Genomic DNA, 17,381 nt, shown 5'->3' with positions numbered 1-17,381 from the left:
CGGTCAGTCGGGCTCTGCCGGCGGCACCAGATTGCATCGGATCAGCGCCCGTTCGAGGTAGATCTCGATCAGGTCGAAGTGGGGTGTCCGGGTTCGGTGGAACCACTCGTCGCGGCAGCCCAGCAAGCCGGCCGCGGCGAACAGTGCAGCCTCATCCCGGGCCAGCAGGTGACAGGTGCGCCGCCCGCGGAAACGGAAAATGTTCTCGTGGACCGCAATCCCGCCGGTTTCGGCCCACACTCGTGCCTCCACGACCTCGCGTGACGCGAAGTAGCGCCATTCGGCCCGGGTCGCGTCACTCATCGGCGCTGGGGCGGCGGCGCTGGCGTTTGGTGTCCCCGCGTTTCCGCTTGGTGGCCAGCCGGCGCAACTTCTCGGTGCGCGGAACGCGGGTGGCATGCCGAACCCGCGGCGGACGACGTGCCTGATCGACGAGCGCGGTCATCCGCGCCTCCGCCGCCACCCGATTGTGGAACTGACTGCGCGAGTCGCTGGCGACGATCCGCAGCCACCCGTCGTCGTCGATGCGACCGTGGAGAAGGTCCAGAACACGAGCCCGCTCTGCGTCGTCGAGCGCCTTGGTGGTGCGGACGTTCCACCTGAGCTCGACCCGAGTCGAGCTGGTATTGACGTGCTGGCCCCCCGGGCCGCCCGAACGGCTGGCCCGGAAGTCGAGTTCGTCAGGAGGAATCCGAAACACCGGCCGCGGCATCGTCGAAGTATAGAGTGCGGACCTCCGGAGGGAAGCGTGTTTCCCGAACCCTTGGGGACCGTTACGTTTCGGAGTGGGACCTGCGTGTGCGATCAGCGTTGGCGTCAGGAGTGTATGCGACTGTTCATGGCAGTACCGTTGCCGCCCGAAGTCGAGCGCGCGACCGTCGAGACAATGCGCCGGCTCAAGGCGGCCAACTGGCCGGTTCGCTGGGTTGGCGAGGACGGGTTGCACGTGACGCTCAAGTTTTTTGGCGAGGTTACCAGCGACCGAATTGATGTGCTGGCGGAGTTGCTCGAACGCGCGACCCGCGAGATGATGCCAGTCGCCATGTCATTGACCGGCCTCGGGTGCTTTCCGAACACGGCCAGGCCGCGGGTGCTGTATCTGGAGGCAGAGGCCGACACCGGCCTGGAACTCCTGCAAGATCGGATCGAGCGCGGCGCCGACGGGTTGGGCTTCCCGCCAGAAGGTCGGCCGTTTCGCCCTCACGTGACGCTGGGCCGGGTGCGCGAGGGGCATCGTCTGCCCAGCGGCTGGCACGATGTCGCGGCGGAGCTTGCGCCGGTGGCGCCCTTCCTGGTCGACCGGGTCGTCCTGTTCGAGAGCGAGCTGGGCGATGGGGCGCCCCGGTATCAGCCTCGGGCGGAGGCGCGTCTGCTCTGATGCTTGGCTGCCTTTCCCTCCCGGCTCGTTTGCTTGGCACAGCCCTCCTGGTCGGCGCTGGTTACCTTGCGTGGCAGAACCAGGCCACCATCAAGCGCTGGGTTCATCGGGTAACGGCCGAGACGCCGCGGCCGATCGATGGGGTTGCTCCGGAGGTGCGGAAGGCGCGCATCGTCGCCCGGTTCGACTCGTTGGCAGCCCGCCGCCTCGATTCCGTGAGGCTGAGCGAAACCGATGTCGAGACACTGGTTGCGGACGAGTTGACTCGTCAAGCCCGTGGCTATGCGGATAGTGTCCGGATCGAGTTCGGCAACGGCTCGGTTGCGCTGCGTGCGCAGGTCGATGCCGACCGACTGCCGCCAGGTGCGCTTGGCCCGCTGTCGGAATGGATCAAGGGCCGGCAAACCGTCGAAGTGCGCGGTGGACTCAGTCTCCTGCGGCTCGGCTCGGCCGAATGGCGGATCGAACAGGTCCTGGTGCGCGGGGTGCCGTTGCCGAAAGCCCTCTGGGAGAAATACATCGGCGTTCTCGTGGCGGGCGCAGCGTCGTCGCTGGTGATCCCGGTCGACGACTGGATCACCGGTCTCCGGGTGGCGCCGGGCTCACTCACCCTGTACGGGCGAGGGGCACAGCGATGAGACCCAAAGTGCTGGTCATCGACGATGAGACGGGGGTGCGTGAGGCCCTCCGTCAGGTGCTCGACTACGAGGGTATGGAAGTTCGGCTGGCCGCGTCGGGCGGCGAAGGCTTGACGCTGTTCGAGTCGTTTCGGCCGCATGTGGTGTTGCTCGACGTCAAGATGGCGGGGCTCGACGGTCTCGAGGTGCTGGCGCGGCTGCGGGGCGTCGACCCGGCGGCGACCGTGGTCATGATCTCGGGTCACGCGACGATCGCAACGGCGGTCGAAGCGACCCAGCAGGGCGCCTTCGATTTTCTGGAGAAGCCGCTCGACACGGATCGCCTGTTGGTTACGCTGCGCAACGCCATGTCGCATATTTCCCTGGCCGGGGAGAACGAGCGGCTCAAAGGGGCGCTCGACACCAAATATCCGATGGTCGGGTCGAGCGAGGCGCTTCGGAGCGTTCGCGAACTGATTGCCCGGGTCGGGCCGACTGACGCGCGGGTGCTCATCACCGGGGAGAACGGCACGGGCAAGGAATTGGTGGCGCGGGCAATTCACGAGGCCTCGCCCCGTCGCGACCGCGCCTTCGTCGAGGTCAACTGCGCCGCGATTCCAACGGAACTGATCGAGAGCGAGCTCTTCGGTCACATGAAGGGCAGCTTTACCGGCGCCGTCAACGATCGGCCCGGCAAGTTCGAGCTGGCCGACGGTGGCACGCTCTTCCTCGATGAGATTGGCGACATGTCCCTCTCGGCGCAGGCCAAAGTGCTCCGGGTGCTTCAGGAGGGCGTCGTGACCCGAATCGGCGCGGCGCGATCGAGCGAGATCGACGTCCGAGTCCTGGCGGCCACCAACAAGCAGCTCGAAACTGAGATTGCCGAGGGCCGCTTCCGCGAAGATCTTTTCTACCGCCTCAATGTGGTCCCGATTCAGGTTCCGTCGCTTCGTGATCGACGCGAGGACATCGGGGAGCTGGTCGCACATTTTGTCGAGCAGTTGGGTGGTCGTGCCGGCATGACGGCCAAGGTCTTCGCCCCCGAGGCGGTCGAGCGGCTCGAGACGCGCGGGTGGCCGGGAAACGTTCGGGAGTTGCGCAACGCGGTCGAGCGACTGCTGATTCTCTCGGGCCGAGTCGTGACGGCGGCGGATGTCGATCGCCTGCTGCCGGCTGCCGCGGCCACCTCACTCGACGCCGTGGAGGCCATCGAAGGGAGTTTCGAAACGTTCCGGCAGGATGCGGAGCGTCTCTTCCTGCTCCAGAAACTGCGCGAGCACGACTGGAATGTATCTGAGACGGCGCGGGCGTTGGCCATGCCGAGGTCCAACCTGTACAAGAAGATCGAAAAGCATCAGCTAACGCGGGAGTCACGATGACCTCGAACCAGCCGCGCGATTGGGACAAGGAGATGGCGGAGATCGATAAGATCATCGCGCAGACTCCGCCAGCGCAGCTTGGGGCCGGCAGCGGACCGGCAGCGCCCGCCCCGCGAACCGGTGCCGCCCCGGCACGCGCTCAGGCTCCGGCTGCGCCCGTGGCCGGGCGTGGGGCTCGGTTTTCGACCTGGCTGCGGGTCGGGCTCGGGGTTGCGCTGGCGGCGGCCATGACGCAATGGCCATACATCCACGCCTGCGGCCTGCCCCTGCTGCTCTATCTCGGCGCCGTGGGTGTTGTGCTGGTCAGCGGCGTCTGGGGTATGGTGTCGAGTTGGCACCGGCGAATGGCTGCTGCGCACATTGTCTCGCTTGCCGTGCTGATCTGGGGCGGCATTTTGCTGGCCGCCACACTCCTGCCCCGCATCGGCTACGCTGGGCAGGCCGCCCCCTGGTTCTGTTCCTGACCTGCCACCCGGTGGTCTGGGGTTGGCCGCGCCGTGGAATCGACTAGCTTGCCTCTGGATTGCCGACGGCCGGTTCAGTCGTCGGCCCAGGGCTAACTCTCTCATCTGACGTAGACTTCGATGGCCAAGACCTTCAAGAACTTCATTGCCGGCGCCTGGACGGCACCGTCCACCGGCACCTACTTCGAAAACCGTAACCCGGCCAATACCCGTGACCTGATCGGACGGTTTCCTGAGTCGTCCGCTCGCGATGTTGCCCGCGCGGTGGCTGCAGCCAAGCAGGGGTTCGAACGTTGGTCTCGGGTTCCCGCGCCGGCCCGGGGCGACATTCTCCGGCGAATCGGCGACGCGCTGGTCGACCGCAAGGAAGCTCTGGCCAACGCGATGACGCGCGAGATGGGAAAGGTTCTGGCTGAGACGCGCGGTGATGTCCAGGAGGCCATCGACACGGCGTACTACGCGGCGTCGGAAGGCCGGCGCCTGTTTGGTCATGTCGTGCCGTCGGAGCTCAAACGGAAGTGGGCCATGAGCTATCGGCGGCCAATCGGGGTCGTGGGCCTCGTGACGCCGTTCAATTTCCCGCTGGCCATTCCGACCTGGAAGATGTTCCCGGCGCTGCTGTGCGGGAACAGCGTGGTGCTCAAGCCTTCCGAAGACGTCCCCCATACGTCGAGCCTGCTGGTCGAGATTCTGCTGGAGGCGGGCCTGCCTCCTGAGGCGATTCAGCTGGTGCATGGCAAGGGGGCCGTTGGGCAGGCGCTCGTGGAGCATCCGGACGTTGCCGTCGTCTCCTTCACGGGGTCGACGGATACCGGGGCCAAGGTCGGTGAGACCTGCGGCCGGATGCACAAGCGCCTGTCCCTCGAAATGGGCGGGAAGAATGCGATGATCGTGATGGACGACGCCGATCTCGACCTGGCGCTCGACGGCGTGTTGTGGGGCGCCTTCGGCACGACCGGCCAACGCTGCACGGCAACCAGTCGGCTGCTGCTGCATCGCAAGATCCATGACCGGTTCGTACGGCGGCTGGCCGAGGCGGCCGAAGGTCTCATCGTCGGCGACGGTCGTGCACCCAAGACGCAGGTCGGCCCGCTGATTCACGAACGGTCACGCCAGAAGGTCGAACGCTACGTAGCAATCGGGGTGGAGCAGGGGGCCGAGGTCGTCGTCGGCGGTCGGAAGCCGCGTGGAGCCAAGTATCAGAATGGCTGGTTCTACCGGCCGACGATCCTGACGGGAGTCAAGCCCAGCCACCGGGTGGCGCAGGAGGAAATCTTTGGCCCCGTCCTGAGTGTGATCCGCTTCGGGAGCTTCGATGAGGCGGTTCGGATCAACAACGGCGTCAAGTATGGCCTGTCGAGCGCGCTCTACACGCGCGATGTGAATCAGGGCTTCCGGGCCCTCGAAGAACTCGACAACGGGATCACATATATCAATGCGCCGACCATCGGGGCCGAAGCGCATCTTCCCTTCGGCGGTATCAAGCAGACCGGGAACGGTCATCGCGAAGTTGGCTGGGAAGGGTATGAGTTCTTCTCGGAAACGAAAGTGTGCTATGTCGATTACTCCGGGACGTTGCAGCGCGCGCAGATCGACAATTACGACTGATCGTGTCCCGGCCTCGATCGTCTCCCCGGTTGCGGTCGCCCGACCGCGCGGGGTAGCTTGGATCCAACTGCAATCGGTGGGTTGAGGCCTACAGCCTATGCGTGCAATTCGGGTCGGCCCCGGTAAGGGTGGGTCGTCATCCGATGAAGGGTCTCTGGACCTCTACCTGCGGGAAATCAGCCGGTATCCGCTGATCCCGCAGGAGGAGGAGGTTCGGCTTGCCCAGCGAATTCGCCTGGGGGAGGAGGAGGCCCTCGACAAACTCGTGCGCAGCAACCTCCGGTTCGTCGTGTCGGTCGCCAAGAAATACCAGAACCAGGGTGTCTCGCTTTCCGACCTGATCAACGAGGGCAACCTCGGCTTGATCCGGGCCGCACATAAGTTCGACGAAACCAAGGGCATCAAGTTCATTTCCTATGCGGTCTGGTGGATCCGCCAGGCCATCCTGCAGGCTCTGGCAGAGCAGAGTCGCATCGTCCGCGTGCCACTCAATCGGGCCGGCGCGCTCCATCGGATTACCCGGCGCAGCTCCGCGCTGCAACAGGAACTGGGCCGGCAGCCCACGGCAGCCGAGGTGGCCGAGGGCATGGACATCGAGGTCGAAGAAGTCGAGAAGACGCTGTCGATCTCCCAGAATCATGTCTCGCTCGATGCCCCGCTCGCGCCCGGCGAGGATAACCGCCTGCTGGACTACCTTGCCGACACCCAGAATCCCGGTCCCGACGCGGAAACCTTCGAGCGGGCCCTGACCCAGTCGATCGAGGACGTACTCAAGGGTCTCAAGGAGCGTGAGGCCAGGATCCTTCGTCTCTATTTCGGCCTCGACGGTCCGGAACCGATGACGCTGGAAGAGATCGGGGCCGAACTTGGCATTACCCGGGAGCGGGTTCGGCAGATCAAGGAAAAAGCCCTGAGCCGCTTGCGGCACGTCAGCCGTTCCAAAGCGCTCGAAAGCTTTCTTACCTAGGAATCATGGCAACCAATAGTTCGTTCGATATCTCGACCGGCGCCGACCTGCAGGAAGTCGACAACGCGGTCAATCAGGCCATCAAGGAGATCGCGCAGCGGTACGACTTCAAGGGTACCAATTGTACCATTGAGTTTGATCGCGACAAGGCGGTCATCAAGCTTGCTGCGGACGACGAATTCCGGATGCAGCAGCTGATCGATGTGCTCGAGGCAAAGTGCGCCAGGCGTCAGGTGCCCGCGAAGAACCTCAAACGTGGCGACTTCGAGCCCGGCGCCGGCACGAGCGTTCGGTGCACGCTGACGCTGACGCAGGGCATCGACCAGGACACGGCCAAGAAGATTTCCAAAGGAATCAAAGAACAGGGCTTCAAAAAGGTCCAGACCCAGATTCAGGGAGACGAGGTTCGGGTCATGAGCCCCTCGCGCGACGAGCTGCAGGCAGTGATGGCCTTCCTTCGCTCGCAGGACTTCGGCATCGAACTCAAGTTTGGCAACTACCGCGGTTGAACTGCGTCTGGCCGGCCTGCTGGCGGCTGTCTTCGTCCTCGGCGGCTGCCCTCGGGTCGAGGTCGCGGCCTTTCCTGAGACCGAGACGGCGGAGCCTGCGGTCCGGGTCGGGCTTGGCCTTCCGGTCGCTGACATTGCCGTTGGGGGTGGCGGTCCGCTCATTCTGACCGGGCGCGACGGTGGCGGCCTGGTCGAGATTCCGGCCGGGGCGACGGGTGTTGTGGCTGGCAACGGAACGGCGGTCTGGGCCCGGGTTGGTGGCGTCCAGACTTCGGCAGCCTCCGCCCTGACCATCCGCGCAGCGGACACGGCCGGGACTGTTCGGGTCGGTGGCCGCGACTACCGCGGCGAGGTGCTGGTGACGCCCTCTCCGGCCGGTATCCAGGTCGTCAATCTGGTGTCACTCGAGGCCTATGTCGCCGGCGTCGTCAACGCCGAGATGGGACGTCGTGGCGCTCAGGATCTGGCGGCGCTCTACGCTCAGGCCGTGATCTCCCGAACCGTGGCGGTCCGCGCCCTGGGGCGTTACCGGGTGCGCGGTTACGACGTCATCAATACCATCGCTGATCAGGCCTATGCCGGGGTCGGGTCAGAGACGGACCTGGGTTGGGAAGCGGTTCGCGGTACCCGCGGTGAGGTCCTCACCTATAACGACGCGGTCATCGAAGGGTTCTTTCACTCGACCTGTGCCGGACAGACGGAAGATGTCGAGGCGGTTTTTTCCGGCGGGCCGCAGGCGTACCTTCGATCCATCGAAGACCGCGGACCCGACGGCCGCCCCTACTGCGCCATCTCGCCGCGCTACCGGTGGCGTGAAGAGTGGACCGGCTCGGCGCTGCAGGATTTGCTCGTGCGCCAGGGATCGGGAGGCGGGGGAGCATCCGTTGCATCGGATATTCGGGTCGCTAGCCGGTCTGGCACCGGTCGCGTCACCGGGCTTACGGTTGTGCGGGCCGGAGCGAGCGCCGCGGTCGCGGGGCAGAATGCCGTTCGCCAGGCACTCAGGCTGAGCGACGGTGGCTGGCTTCGCAGTACCCGCTTTACCCTCCAGGCCACCCGGTCCGGCGGCCGGCTGGTCACGCTGGTCGCGGAAGGCGGGGGCAACGGCCACGGGGTCGGGATGTGTCAGTGGGGTGCGCTCGGCCGGGCCCGAGCCGGGGCATCGTATCAGGAGATCCTCTCCGCTTATTTTCCGGGAACGGAACTTCGACGCCTTTTCTGAGGTCAATTGAGATGACGGGTCCACGTCGATCAGGCCCGCACATCCGGCCCGTGCCGGGTGGTCGCGTAGTCGAACAGGAAAGCCTTCAGGCCCCGGTGCGCCTCGGCATCATCGGAGGCGGTGCGATCGTACAGGTTGCTCACCTGCCGGTGCTCCGCAAGACCCGGGGTGTCAAGATCGCCGCGCTCTGCGATGTCGACTTGAGCAAGGCGCGCGCGCTGGCGCAGCGCAGCGGGATTCCGAGCGTCTACGACGATTTCGAGGATCTCCTGGCGCACGAAGAGCTCGACGCCGTCCTGATCGCCACCCCCAATCACCTCCATGAATCGCACATTCTCGCGGCGCTGTCGGCTGACCTCGACGTCCTGGTCGAGAAGCCCCTCGCGCTGTCCTCGGCCAGTGCGGAGCGTGTCGCACGAGCGGCCGACAAGCGCCAGCGTGTCGTAATGACCGGGATGACCCACCGGTATCGCCCCGACGTGCAGGCCGTCCGGAGTTTCGTGCAAGCCGGTGAGCTGGGAGAGATCACCAGCGTTCGAGCCAGCTGGCACCTGGCGCGCCCGGCGCGGGCACAGCTCGGCTGGCGCCAGAAGCTGACCCAGGCCGGGGGCGGCGCGATGCTCGACCTTGGGCTGACGCTGCTCGATCTGGGTCTCTGGCTGGGCAACAACCCGGTTCCGGCGCGCGTCAGCGCCAGCTTGAGCCGTCCCGGCGGCGATCGGAATGTGGAACAGTCGGGCAGCGCCTTCCTCGTTTGCGAGAACGGCGCGGCGATCTTCGTCGACGTTACCTGGCGACACATCGGGGAAGGTGAGCGATTCGGGGCCGGAATTCGGGGCTCGAAGGGCACCGCCGGGATCAACCCGCTGCAGGTCTGGAAAGAGCTGCACGGTGTGGCCCACGATGTCTCACCGACGGGGTCGTTCAGTCGGGAAAACGCCTTCATCGCTTCGTTCCGGGCGCAGTGGGCCCACTTCCTTGCGGCGGTCGGTCGTCGGGTGCCGGCGCCGTCGCTCGATGAGCAGGTTCTGGTCCTGCGGGTTCTCGAAGCGATCTACGAATCGGACGCCGAGGGGCGAGATATCGCGCTGTGAGCTGGCTGGCGTCGATTGTCCTGGCGGCCGGCCTGGCCGCGTCGTTGCCCCCGCAGGCAGGTCCGGCCGATTCCGTTCCAGGCAGTGAGTTGTCCGTCTATTTGCTCACCTTCGACCCGGGCGATCTCGTATGGGAGCGCTTCGGGCACAATGCCATTCGCATCGTCGATCATCGCGCCGGTACAGACGTCGCCTACGACTATGGTCGCTTCGACTTCGGGCGCACCTGGCGTGAGCAGGTCGGGTTCGTGGCCCGGTTTGCCCGGAAGGATCTTCGCTATTCGATGGGGGAGGCCGACGGCGCCCGCACCCTGGCAGCGTACCAGCGGTTGGGACGTTCGATCTGGTCGCAGGAACTCGATCTCGACCCTGATGCGAAGCTGGCAATGTACGATTTCCTTCGCTGGAACATCCGGGACGAGAATCGCTACTACGACTACGATTACTACCTCGATAACTGTTCGACCCGATTGCGTGATGTGATCGATCGTGCGGTCGGCGGGCAGCTCAAGGCCTGGGCCGACAGTCTGCGGACCGATCAGACCTACCGCTATCATACCCGGCGAACCACCGAGAACTCGGTCACGACGTACACCGCGCTCATGTTCGGGCTTGGCCAGCCCGTCGATCAGCCGTTGACCGCGTGGGGGGAGATGTTCCTGCCGATCATGATGCGGCCCTATCTCAATCAGCTGGTCATTCACGACGCTGCAGGGGGGAGTCGCCCGCTGGTCAGGGAAGAGTTGCATCTGGTGACGACGAGCCCGTACTCGATCGCGGCGGTGCCGTCATCCTGGCGGGAGGGATATCTGCTGGCGGGTCTGGTCGGCCTGACGGCGCTGGTCGGCCTGGGGTTGATCGGTCGGCGGCGCAGCTGGGCAAGGAACGGTTTCGGCGCGCTGGCCACGTTGTGGAGCTACCTGGCTGGTGTCGGGGGCATTCTGCTGGCGGGTCTCTGGGCGTTTACTGCCCATGCCGTCAGCTACCGGAACGAGAACGTGTTGCAGCTCAGCTTGCTGTCGATGGCCCTGGCCGTGATGCTGCCGGCGGCAGTTTGGCGGAACGAAGCTCGGCATCGGGCGGCGCTGCGGCTTGCGGCCGTCGTGGTGCTGCTCAGCATTGCGGGCGTGGTGCTCAAGATCCTGCCGGCGTTCCACCAGGACAATCTCGACCTGATCGGGTTGACCCTGCCGCTGCATCTTGGCTTGCTGGCGGGTCTGGCTGCTGTGGGTCCACGGCCGGCGACCTAGAGCGCCGCCGCTCGCGAGCCGTGGGCGGGCGATCACCCCGCATTGAGGCGCTTGAGGCCCTCCTGGGCCTCGGTGTACTGCGGAAAGGCCTTGATGGCGGCGCTGTAGAATTCTGCCGCTTTCTTGGTGTCGCCGCGGTCTTGGTAGAGCAGGGCGCGGCTGTACAGACCAAGCGCCTCGGTCGGCACGTCACGGGCGCGGGACGCTTGCGCGGCTGCCGCTGGCAGCGCGGGCAGTGCCGTGCCCTCCGTAATTCGGTCGGCAACAGATTGAATGATCCGGAACATCTGTTTCCGGTCGGAGAGCTTCGGGTCGCTGCGCACGACCTTGAGAATCTCACCCGTCTCGACGTCGATGATCCGGGCGTCGACCCGGAAATCGCCATACAGGTCGATGAACGTCCCCGCCACCATATAGCGGGCACCGACCAGCTTGCCGATCCGCGCCGCCGTTCGGGCATCGACCCGCTCCGCGGCGGCCAGGCCCTGCTCGTCGAGAAGCTTCTGAACCTGCTCGCGCTCGACCAGCCGCATCGAGGGATTCCGGGCCAGTTCCGACAGCACCATCGCCGCAATGCCTCGGCGCAGCGCGTCGAAGTCTTCCTTGTCGCGACCGTAGCTGCCGCCATTCTCGAACGGGAGGACCGCAACGCCGGGGCGGTTGTCTTGCGCCGAGAGGACGGCGGTGCCAAGCAGCAGCGCAGCACACAGGGTCAGCATTACACGGAACATGGTGGTCTCCTCATCTAGCAGGACCAGGTCGAGCCTTCGATTGCCAGGGCGACGTCGAAACGGCCTCCAAGCTCGATTCGACGCGTCTCCGCCTCGTCGAGCAGCCGTGCCAGGTCGTCGTCCGAATGACTCGGGTCGTGATGGAACAGCACCACCCGATCCACGCCTGCCTCGAGTGCCAGCTCGACCACCTCGCAGGCGGTTGAATGGCCCCATCCGGCTCGGCTGGCACGCTGCCGGTCGAAATACATGGCATCGTGAACCAGCGTGTGAGTGTCTTGCAAAAATCGTACGAACCGGGTCCAGTCGCCAGTCCTTCGAGCAACGGCTAACTCGTTGTCGGTCATATAGGTCAGCCCGCGGTGACCGGTCCCGAGTCGGATTGAGTAGCCGAGTGTAGCTCCCGGGTGGCACAAGGGTGTCGCTTCGACCAGAAAGCCGTCGAGGGCGCGTGGCTCGTTCCCGAACGGGCTGGCGGAAATCGAGCCGGCCAGGGCAGAGCGCGGAACCGGAAAGACGGCCGGGTCGAGCAGGCGGTCGATCACCTCGTCGAGGGACGGCGCGGCGCGTTCGGGTCCGAGAATCGTGAGGTGGAAACCCGGGTGATGGAGCGGCGCGAAGAACGGCAGCCCCTGGATATGATCCCAGTGAGTGTGCGACAACAGCAGCGTCAGGGATTGCAGGGCCGGATCGAGCGTCTGTCCCAGCAGCCGAATGCCGCTTCCGGCATCGAGTATCAATCGATGACCCAGACCATCCTCGAGCGAAAGGCAGGGGGTATTGCCGCCGACCCGAACGGTGCCGCCCCCCGTTGCGGGGATCGATCCGCGCGCACCCCAGCACCGGGCGGTCAGCGGCATGGTCAGGCACGCTGCGCGGCAATGCGCAGCTGGTCAGGTGCGAGCAGGACGATTTCTCGTCGATTGACCGCGATGACTTTCTGAACGGCGAGGCTGCGCATGGTTCGGGAGACGGTTTCCCGGCTCGATCCAACCATTTGCGCAATCGTGGCATGCGTCATCTTGCGGGTGATCCGCTGCCCACCCTCTTCTCGTGCCAGTTCCAGCAGCAGATGGGCAATCCGGCCGTTGACGTCGAGAAGGGCCATGCTGGCGATAGTCTCGTCGGCACGACGAAGGCGGCGGGTCATCTCTTTCAGCAGCGCGGCCCCGAGCTCGGGTGAGGCCCTGAGCCGGGCCTGGAAGTCCTCGCGCCGCAGCTGCAGCAGCTTGGCATCCGTCATCGCGATGACGTGGGCCGAGCGCGGTTCGTCGTCGAGCAATGCCATCTCACCGAAAAAACCGCTGCTGGCAAGGACCGAGAGGATGACCTCGCGGCCGTCCTCGGCAAAGACCGCGACCTTCACCTGACCCTGGGCGATCAGGAACATCGCGTCACCCGGCTCACCCTGGGTCACGATGACGGCCCCGCGATGGAAGTGCCGTTCCCGGAGGAGGCCGGACAGTGCCTGGGCTTCCTGATCGCTCAGGTGCCGAAACAGCGGCACGGTGCGTAGCACGTCGATCGGTGCGGTGGTCATGGCTGTTCAGCATAGGGCGAAGCGGGGGCCGAAGCAAGCGAATTGCGATCGGGAGCGGGTCGGCTGCCCCGATCGCGGAGGTATTCCGGGTCGGCTTGCCTCAACCGGAACCCGCGGCTAACTTTAGAGGCTTTCCCGGGGCCAGTAGAAGTTGTTACCGGGTAACGGTTTAGTCCAGTGGGAGTTGCTTGTGAAGCCGAATCTTCATCCCCTCTACAACAAGCTCGTCGGCAAGTGCGCCTGCGGGAACGCGTTCGAGACCCGTTCGACGGTGGCGGCGATCAGCGTCGAGGTCTGCTCGGTCTGCCATCCGTACTATACGGGCAAGCAGCGCCTGGTCGATACCGCAGGCCGGGTCGATCGGTTCCGCCGGAAGTACGGTGGTGGGGAGGCTGCAGCGGCGCCCAAGGAGTAAGCCGTGGAGGCCAAGCTCCGCCAGGCGCTGGTGCGGGCGGAGGTGGTCTCTCGCGAGCTCACCGACCCGGACCTCGCCAAAGATCCGACCCGCATTTCCGCCCTTGGGCGCGAGCACGCTCGGCTCGCGCCCATCGTGCGTTTGGGTGAGCAGTATCTGCGCCTCCGGGAAGACCTCCGTCAGGCCCGGGAACTCGAGCAGGCTGAGGACTCAGAGCTGGCCGAACTGGCCCGCCTGGACATCGAACGGGTCGAGGCCGAACTGGGGCAGATCGAGCCCGTGCTGGGCGACCTCCTCGTTCCGCGGGACCCCCTCGAAGATCGCAACACCATCGTCGAAATCCGGGCTGGGACTGGCGGCGATGAAGCCGCCCTCTTTGCCGGCGACCTGCTCCGAATGTATACCCGCTTTGCCGAGCGGCACGGACTCAAAGTGGAGACGCTGTCGCTGAGTGAGGCGGCGTTGGGCGGAGTCCGGGAGGCCGTGCTTGCCGTCAAGGGAGCCGAAGCGTACGGCTTGCTGCGCTGGGAATCCGGCGTGCATCGGGTTCAACGGGTGCCCGCCACCGAGACGCAAGGGCGGATTCATACCTCGGCCGCAACGGTCGCGGTCTTGCCCGAGGCCGAGGAAGTCGATATCCGGATCGACCCCCAGGATCTTCGCATCGACGTCTTCCGTTCGAGCGGACCGGGAGGGCAGAGCGTCAATACCACCGACAGCGCGGTCCGGATTACCCACTTGCCCACCGGCATCGTGGTTTCGCAACAGGATCAGAAGTCGCAGTTGCAGAACAAGATCAAAGCCATGGAGGTCCTGCGAGCCCGGTTGCTCGATCGGATGATTGCGGAGCAGGAGGGTGCTCGCGCTCGCGAGCGCAAAGCCATGGTCGGCACCGGCGACCGCTCGGCCAAGATCCGGACGTACAACTATCCGCAGAGTCGGGTCACCGATCACCGGATCAATCTGTCGGTGCACAACCTTGGCGACGTTATGGACGGCTACCTCGACGATCTGGTCAAGGCACTGCGCCTGGCCGGCCGCCGGGAAGCCGATGAGGGCTGAGCCATGGTGACGGCGCCGCCAACCGTCGAGCGAGCGCTCGCAGCGGCGACTGCGGTGCTGGCGGGCGTCGGTATGCCCGAGCCGCGTCGCGAGGCGTTGCGTCTGTTCAGTGACGTGCTCGAGCAGCCGGTGGCGGGGGTGTTGTCCGATCGCGGTCGTGATCTCGATCCTGACCTGGCTGCGCGCCTCGACCGGCTGGTGCGTCGGCGGGCGGCCGGCGAGCCGCTGGCATATGTCACCGGTTTGGCAGGCTTTCGCAACCTGGTGCTGCGGAGTGACCGGCGGGCGCTGATTCCTCGCCCCGAGACGGAAGGCCTGGTCGACCGGGTCCTTGCCGTGGGCAGCGGCGGGACCGTGGTGGACGTCGGCACCGGCACCGGCTGCATCGCGCTGGCGCTGGCCAGCGAGGGACGCTTCGACCGTGTGGCCGGGATCGATCGGTCGGCGGATGCGCTGGCGCTTGCGGCGGTGAACCGTCGCCGAACCGGAATCGGGATCCAACTGCTGCGGGGTGACCTTGTCGGGGCGATCGGTTCGCGGCGGGTCGACGTGGTGGTATCGAACCCGCCGTATCTCTCTCAGGCCGAGTATCTTGCAGTGGCGGGTTCGGTGCGGGATTACGAGCCGGTTCTGGCCTTGAGTAGCGGCCCGAACGGGCTGGATGCGACCCGGTTGCTTGCGCAGGATGCGGGGCGGGTCGTGGTACCGGGGGGCTGGCTGATGATCGAAATTGCCGCTGACCGCCCGTCGGAATCGGCTGCGCAAGTAGCGGAGGCTGGCTGGTCCGAGATTCGGATCGAAGCGGACCTTTTTGGGCGCCCTCGGTATCTGATGGCGCGATGGAGGAAGTCATGATTGAGGAACGTGCGCTCGACCTGGGCCGCCTGATCGGCCAGTCGACCGAGTATCAGGCCCTTCGTCGGTCGGAGCAGGCCCTCAAGGACGATTCCGAGACGGTGGCCAAGCTCGACCAGATTCAGACGCTGGCTCGGCAGATCGACGGGCTCGTTTCCCAGGGGCAGATGCCCGACGAGGCAATGACCCAGTCGTACGAGGAAGCGGTCAAGGCGCTCGAGCTGTCGGTGGTCGGGCAGGCCTATGTCGTGGCCCGCGCCAACTTCGACAAGCTGATGAACCGAGTCAATCAGCAGATGTCCGCCGGGATCGAGCGCGGCGCCACCAGCAACATCATTACGCTGGGCTGATGACCGGCGTGTTCGTCGTGCTGGAAGGTCCGGAAGGTGCCGGGAAAACCACCCTGGCGCGCTATCTGGCCGAGCGACTTCGCGCGGCGGGGATCGAGCCGGTTCTGGTGCGTGAGCCCGGAGGCACCACGGCGGCCGAAGCCTTGCGGGCCGAGCTGTTGCACGACGAGCGGGAGTGGACGCCGGAAGCGGAGCTGCTCTACATCGCCGCCGCGCGTGCGGACCTGGTGGCCAAGGTCATCCGTCCGGCCCTGACATCCGGTCGCATGGTGCTCTCGGATCGCTATGATCTATCGACCCATGCCTACCAGGTTGCTGGTCGAGGCTTGCCGGAGCCACAGGTCGCCTGGGTCAACCGGGCGGCGACCGGAGGCCTGACGCCGCGGCTGACCCTGGTGCTCGACGTGCCGCCTGCGGTCGGCCGGGAGCGACAGCTGGGCAGCGGAAAAGCGCAGGATCGACTCGACCGTGAGGGTGAGGCCTTTCACGAGCGGGTGGCCCAGGCGTACCGTGCGGCAACCGGTCCGGGCATCGTTCACCTGGATGCTACTCAGCGACCGGACCAGCTGGGTGACGCAGCATGGCAGGCCGTGGTGCGGGCCTGTCCGGACCTTGTCGGAGCGACGGTGTGACGCGGTTCAAAACATTCCTGGTCGGGCTGGTTGCTGTCGGCGCGTTCTTCCTGGGCGGCTGGTTGCTCCGCAAGGGCCTGACCCCGGTCGCGCCCGCGCCCGCTCCGGTGGCCTCGGTCGGGGGCACCCGCTTGTTCAACTCGGTGCTGCAGACGGTTCGGGCGTACGCGGTCGACTCGCTCGACGAATCGGGGGTCTATCGCCTGGCCGCGTCCGGCGTGCTGGGTGAGCTGGGCGATCCCTATGCAGGACTGGTGTCCGATCGTGATACGGCAGCGGCGAGGGGACGGATCGGTCCCGCACCGGTGCAGGGCCTCTACCTCGATCTCGCTGATGGGTTCGTCGCTGCGGTCTCAGTAGTGCCGGGATCGCCTGCGGCCGCGGCCGGGATCCGGTCGGGCGACGCGATCCTTCGGGTCGGCGAGACGAACATCCGGTCACAGTCTGCCGATGAGGTCGCCGCGCTGATCGACGGCAGGCCTGGTACGACAGTGTCCCTGCGGCTCGGTCGCGAGGGTGCAACGAGCGCCCTGCGGCTCGAGCTGACGCGAGGAAGTGTGCCGGCATTTCCGGACGCCACCCTGCAAACGCTGGAGGATGGCACCACCCATCTGCGTGCCTATCGAATCGATCGGGCTGCGATTGCTGCCCTCGAGGAAGCCCTGCGCGCCGGCGGGCCCGGGCGTCCCGGCCTGGTGATCGATCTTCGCGGTGCCGTCGAGGGCACCCTCGGCGATGCCGTGACCTTTGCCACCAGGCTGCTCGACCGTGGTCAGTCCGTCGTCATCGTCAGGCGGAGGCCGGCCGATGATTCGACGGCGGCTGCCGGTGACGCCGAGACCAGGCACGTCGACACGCCGGTCGTGGTCCTGGTCGATCGTGGCACCGCCGGCGCCGCCGAGGTCGTGGCTGGCGCGCTGCAGGATCATGACCGCGCCGTAATCGTCGGCGAGACGACTTTTGGTCGGGCCGGTCGAGCGTCCTTCTTTCCGCTTGGTGGCGGCCTGTCCCTGCGCCTCACCACCGAGCTGTGGGTCACGCCCAGCGGGCGAGTAATCCAGCGCACCTCGCCGCTTCAGCAGTCGGATGCCTCGGTTGACACCGTTGAGGTTCGACCCGAATTCCGAACCGGGGGAGGGAGGGTCGTGCTGGGCGGCGGCGGCGTGGTCCCCGACCGCGAGATTACCAGCACGGGAGAAGTCAGCACGCAGGCTGATCCGGCCATGGCGGTGGCGCGCCAACTGCTGGCCGGGGCGCCGGACCGGAAATCACTGATCGCCGCCCTGACCAGCAACTGATCGTGCCGCC

At 66.0% G+C, this 17,381-nt stretch carries 21 protein-coding genes; 16 read left to right on the top strand and 5 right to left on the bottom strand.

Features of this window, described 5'->3' with window-relative positions; genetic code table 11:
• Nucleotides 1–3: 3 nt before the first annotated feature.
• Together KF785_10635 and arfB are read right to left on the bottom strand one after the other, a co-directional pair.
• Complete coding sequence (locus tag KF785_10635; protein MBX3147213.1) at nt 4–303, bottom strand: DUF4031 domain-containing protein; 300 nt, start codon at nt 301–303, stop codon at nt 4–6.
• Nucleotides 296–712, bottom strand: a complete 417-nt coding sequence (arfB, locus tag KF785_10630) for an aminoacyl-tRNA hydrolase (GenBank protein MBX3147212.1) — start codon at nt 710–712, stop codon at nt 296–298. Before arfB ends, KF785_10635 begins: the two co-directional genes overlap by 8 nt.
• A 126-nt stretch (nt 713–838) precedes the next feature.
• Between arfB and thpR the strand changes: the two genes are divergently transcribed.
• The 10 genes from thpR (at nt 839) to KF785_10580 (ending at nt 10,488) form a co-directional block, all read left to right on the top strand.
• Entirely contained in the window at nt 839–1,378 is a 540-nt protein-coding gene (thpR, locus tag KF785_10625; GenBank protein MBX3147211.1) for an RNA 2',3'-cyclic phosphodiesterase, read from the top strand.
• Nucleotides 1,378–2,016: a hypothetical protein gene (locus KF785_10620; protein MBX3147210.1), complete on the top strand. Its 639-nt coding sequence runs from the start codon at nt 1,378–1,380 to the stop codon at nt 2,014–2,016. Before thpR ends, KF785_10620 begins: the two co-directional genes overlap by 1 nt.
• On the top strand, nt 2,013–3,374 hold the full coding sequence (locus tag KF785_10615; GenBank protein MBX3147209.1) for a sigma-54-dependent Fis family transcriptional regulator: 1,362 nt from the start codon (nt 2,013–2,015) through the stop codon (nt 3,372–3,374). Before KF785_10620 ends, KF785_10615 begins: the two co-directional genes overlap by 4 nt.
• Nucleotides 3,371–3,838 (top strand): hypothetical protein, encoded by a 468-nt coding sequence (locus tag KF785_10610; protein ID MBX3147208.1) that lies wholly within the window; start codon nt 3,371–3,373, stop codon nt 3,836–3,838. The genes KF785_10615 and KF785_10610 overlap by 4 nt, the downstream gene beginning before the upstream one ends.
• A gap of 120 nt (nt 3,839–3,958) precedes the next feature.
• Nucleotides 3,959–5,446, top strand: a complete 1,488-nt coding sequence (locus tag KF785_10605) for an aldehyde dehydrogenase family protein (GenBank protein ID MBX3147207.1) — start codon at nt 3,959–3,961, stop codon at nt 5,444–5,446.
• 97 nt (nt 5,447–5,543) lie between these two features.
• The gene (locus tag KF785_10600; protein ID MBX3147206.1) at nt 5,544–6,413 is read left to right on the top strand and encodes a sigma-70 family RNA polymerase sigma factor; all 870 of its coding nucleotides are present in this window, start codon (nt 5,544–5,546) and stop codon (nt 6,411–6,413) included.
• 5 nt (nt 6,414–6,418) lie between these two features.
• Nucleotides 6,419–6,922, top strand: coding sequence for a YajQ family cyclic di-GMP-binding protein (locus KF785_10595; GenBank protein MBX3147205.1), 504 nt, complete (start codon nt 6,419–6,421; stop codon nt 6,920–6,922).
• Nucleotides 6,903–8,144 carry a SpoIID/LytB domain-containing protein gene (locus KF785_10590; protein MBX3147204.1) on the top strand — a complete coding sequence of 414 codons (1,242 nt, stop codon included), beginning with the start codon at nt 6,903–6,905 and terminating at the stop codon, nt 8,142–8,144. The genes KF785_10595 and KF785_10590 overlap by 20 nt, the downstream gene beginning before the upstream one ends.
• A gap of 11 nt (nt 8,145–8,155) precedes the next feature.
• Nucleotides 8,156–9,238 (top strand): Gfo/Idh/MocA family oxidoreductase, encoded by a 1,083-nt coding sequence (locus tag KF785_10585; protein MBX3147203.1) that lies wholly within the window; start codon nt 8,156–8,158, stop codon nt 9,236–9,238.
• Entirely contained in the window at nt 9,235–10,488 is a 1,254-nt protein-coding gene (locus KF785_10580) for a DUF4105 domain-containing protein (GenBank protein MBX3147202.1), read from the top strand. Before KF785_10585 ends, KF785_10580 begins: the two co-directional genes overlap by 4 nt.
• A gap of 32 nt (nt 10,489–10,520) precedes the next feature.
• Here KF785_10580 and KF785_10575 read toward each other — a convergent pair whose 3' ends face one another.
• The 3 genes from KF785_10575 to KF785_10565 are packed head-to-tail and all read right to left on the bottom strand — an operon-like array spanning nt 10,521 to nt 12,759.
• Nucleotides 10,521–11,219: a hypothetical protein gene (locus tag KF785_10575; protein ID MBX3147201.1), complete on the bottom strand. Its 699-nt coding sequence runs from the start codon at nt 11,217–11,219 to the stop codon at nt 10,521–10,523.
• Between the two features lie 14 nt (nt 11,220–11,233).
• Entirely contained in the window at nt 11,234–12,079 is an 846-nt protein-coding gene (locus tag KF785_10570) for an MBL fold metallo-hydrolase (protein ID MBX3147200.1), read from the bottom strand.
• Nucleotides 12,080–12,081: 2 nt separating this feature from the next.
• A complete protein-coding gene (locus KF785_10565) occupies nt 12,082–12,759 on the bottom strand; it encodes a Crp/Fnr family transcriptional regulator (GenBank protein ID MBX3147199.1) in 678 nt (225 codons plus the stop codon).
• A 190-nt stretch (nt 12,760–12,949) separates the two neighbouring features.
• Between KF785_10565 and rpmE the strand changes: the two genes are divergently transcribed.
• Genes rpmE through KF785_10535 form a run of 6 tightly spaced genes read left to right on the top strand, consistent with a single transcriptional unit; the run spans nt 12,950 to nt 17,371 of the window.
• Nucleotides 12,950–13,174, top strand: coding sequence for a 50S ribosomal protein L31 (gene rpmE / locus KF785_10560; protein ID MBX3147198.1), 225 nt, complete (start codon nt 12,950–12,952; stop codon nt 13,172–13,174).
• A gap of 3 nt (nt 13,175–13,177) precedes the next feature.
• Nucleotides 13,178–14,236: a peptide chain release factor 1 gene (gene prfA, locus KF785_10555; GenBank protein MBX3147197.1), complete on the top strand. Its 1,059-nt coding sequence runs from the start codon at nt 13,178–13,180 to the stop codon at nt 14,234–14,236.
• A gap of 3 nt (nt 14,237–14,239) precedes the next feature.
• On the top strand, nt 14,240–15,091 hold the full coding sequence (prmC, locus tag KF785_10550) for a peptide chain release factor N(5)-glutamine methyltransferase (protein MBX3147196.1): 852 nt from the start codon (nt 14,240–14,242) through the stop codon (nt 15,089–15,091).
• Nucleotides 15,088–15,441, top strand: coding sequence for a YlbF family regulator (locus KF785_10545; GenBank protein ID MBX3147195.1), 354 nt, complete (start codon nt 15,088–15,090; stop codon nt 15,439–15,441). Before prmC ends, KF785_10545 begins: the two co-directional genes overlap by 4 nt.
• Nucleotides 15,441–16,073, top strand: a complete 633-nt coding sequence (gene tmk, locus KF785_10540) for a dTMP kinase (protein MBX3147194.1) — start codon at nt 15,441–15,443, stop codon at nt 16,071–16,073. Before KF785_10545 ends, tmk begins: the two co-directional genes overlap by 1 nt.
• Nucleotides 16,070–17,371 (top strand): PDZ domain-containing protein, encoded by a 1,302-nt coding sequence (locus KF785_10535; protein ID MBX3147193.1) that lies wholly within the window; start codon nt 16,070–16,072, stop codon nt 17,369–17,371. The genes tmk and KF785_10535 overlap by 4 nt, the downstream gene beginning before the upstream one ends.
• The last annotated feature ends 10 nt before the right edge of the window (nt 17,372–17,381 follow it).

The sequence above is a fragment of the Gemmatimonadales bacterium genome, from assembly GCA_019637315.1.
Classification (GTDB): Bacteria; Gemmatimonadota; Gemmatimonadetes; order Gemmatimonadales; family GWC2-71-9; genus SHZU01.
The sequence above is the reverse complement of the archived record's forward strand: the minus strand, read 5'-3'. Positions and strand labels throughout refer to the sequence as shown.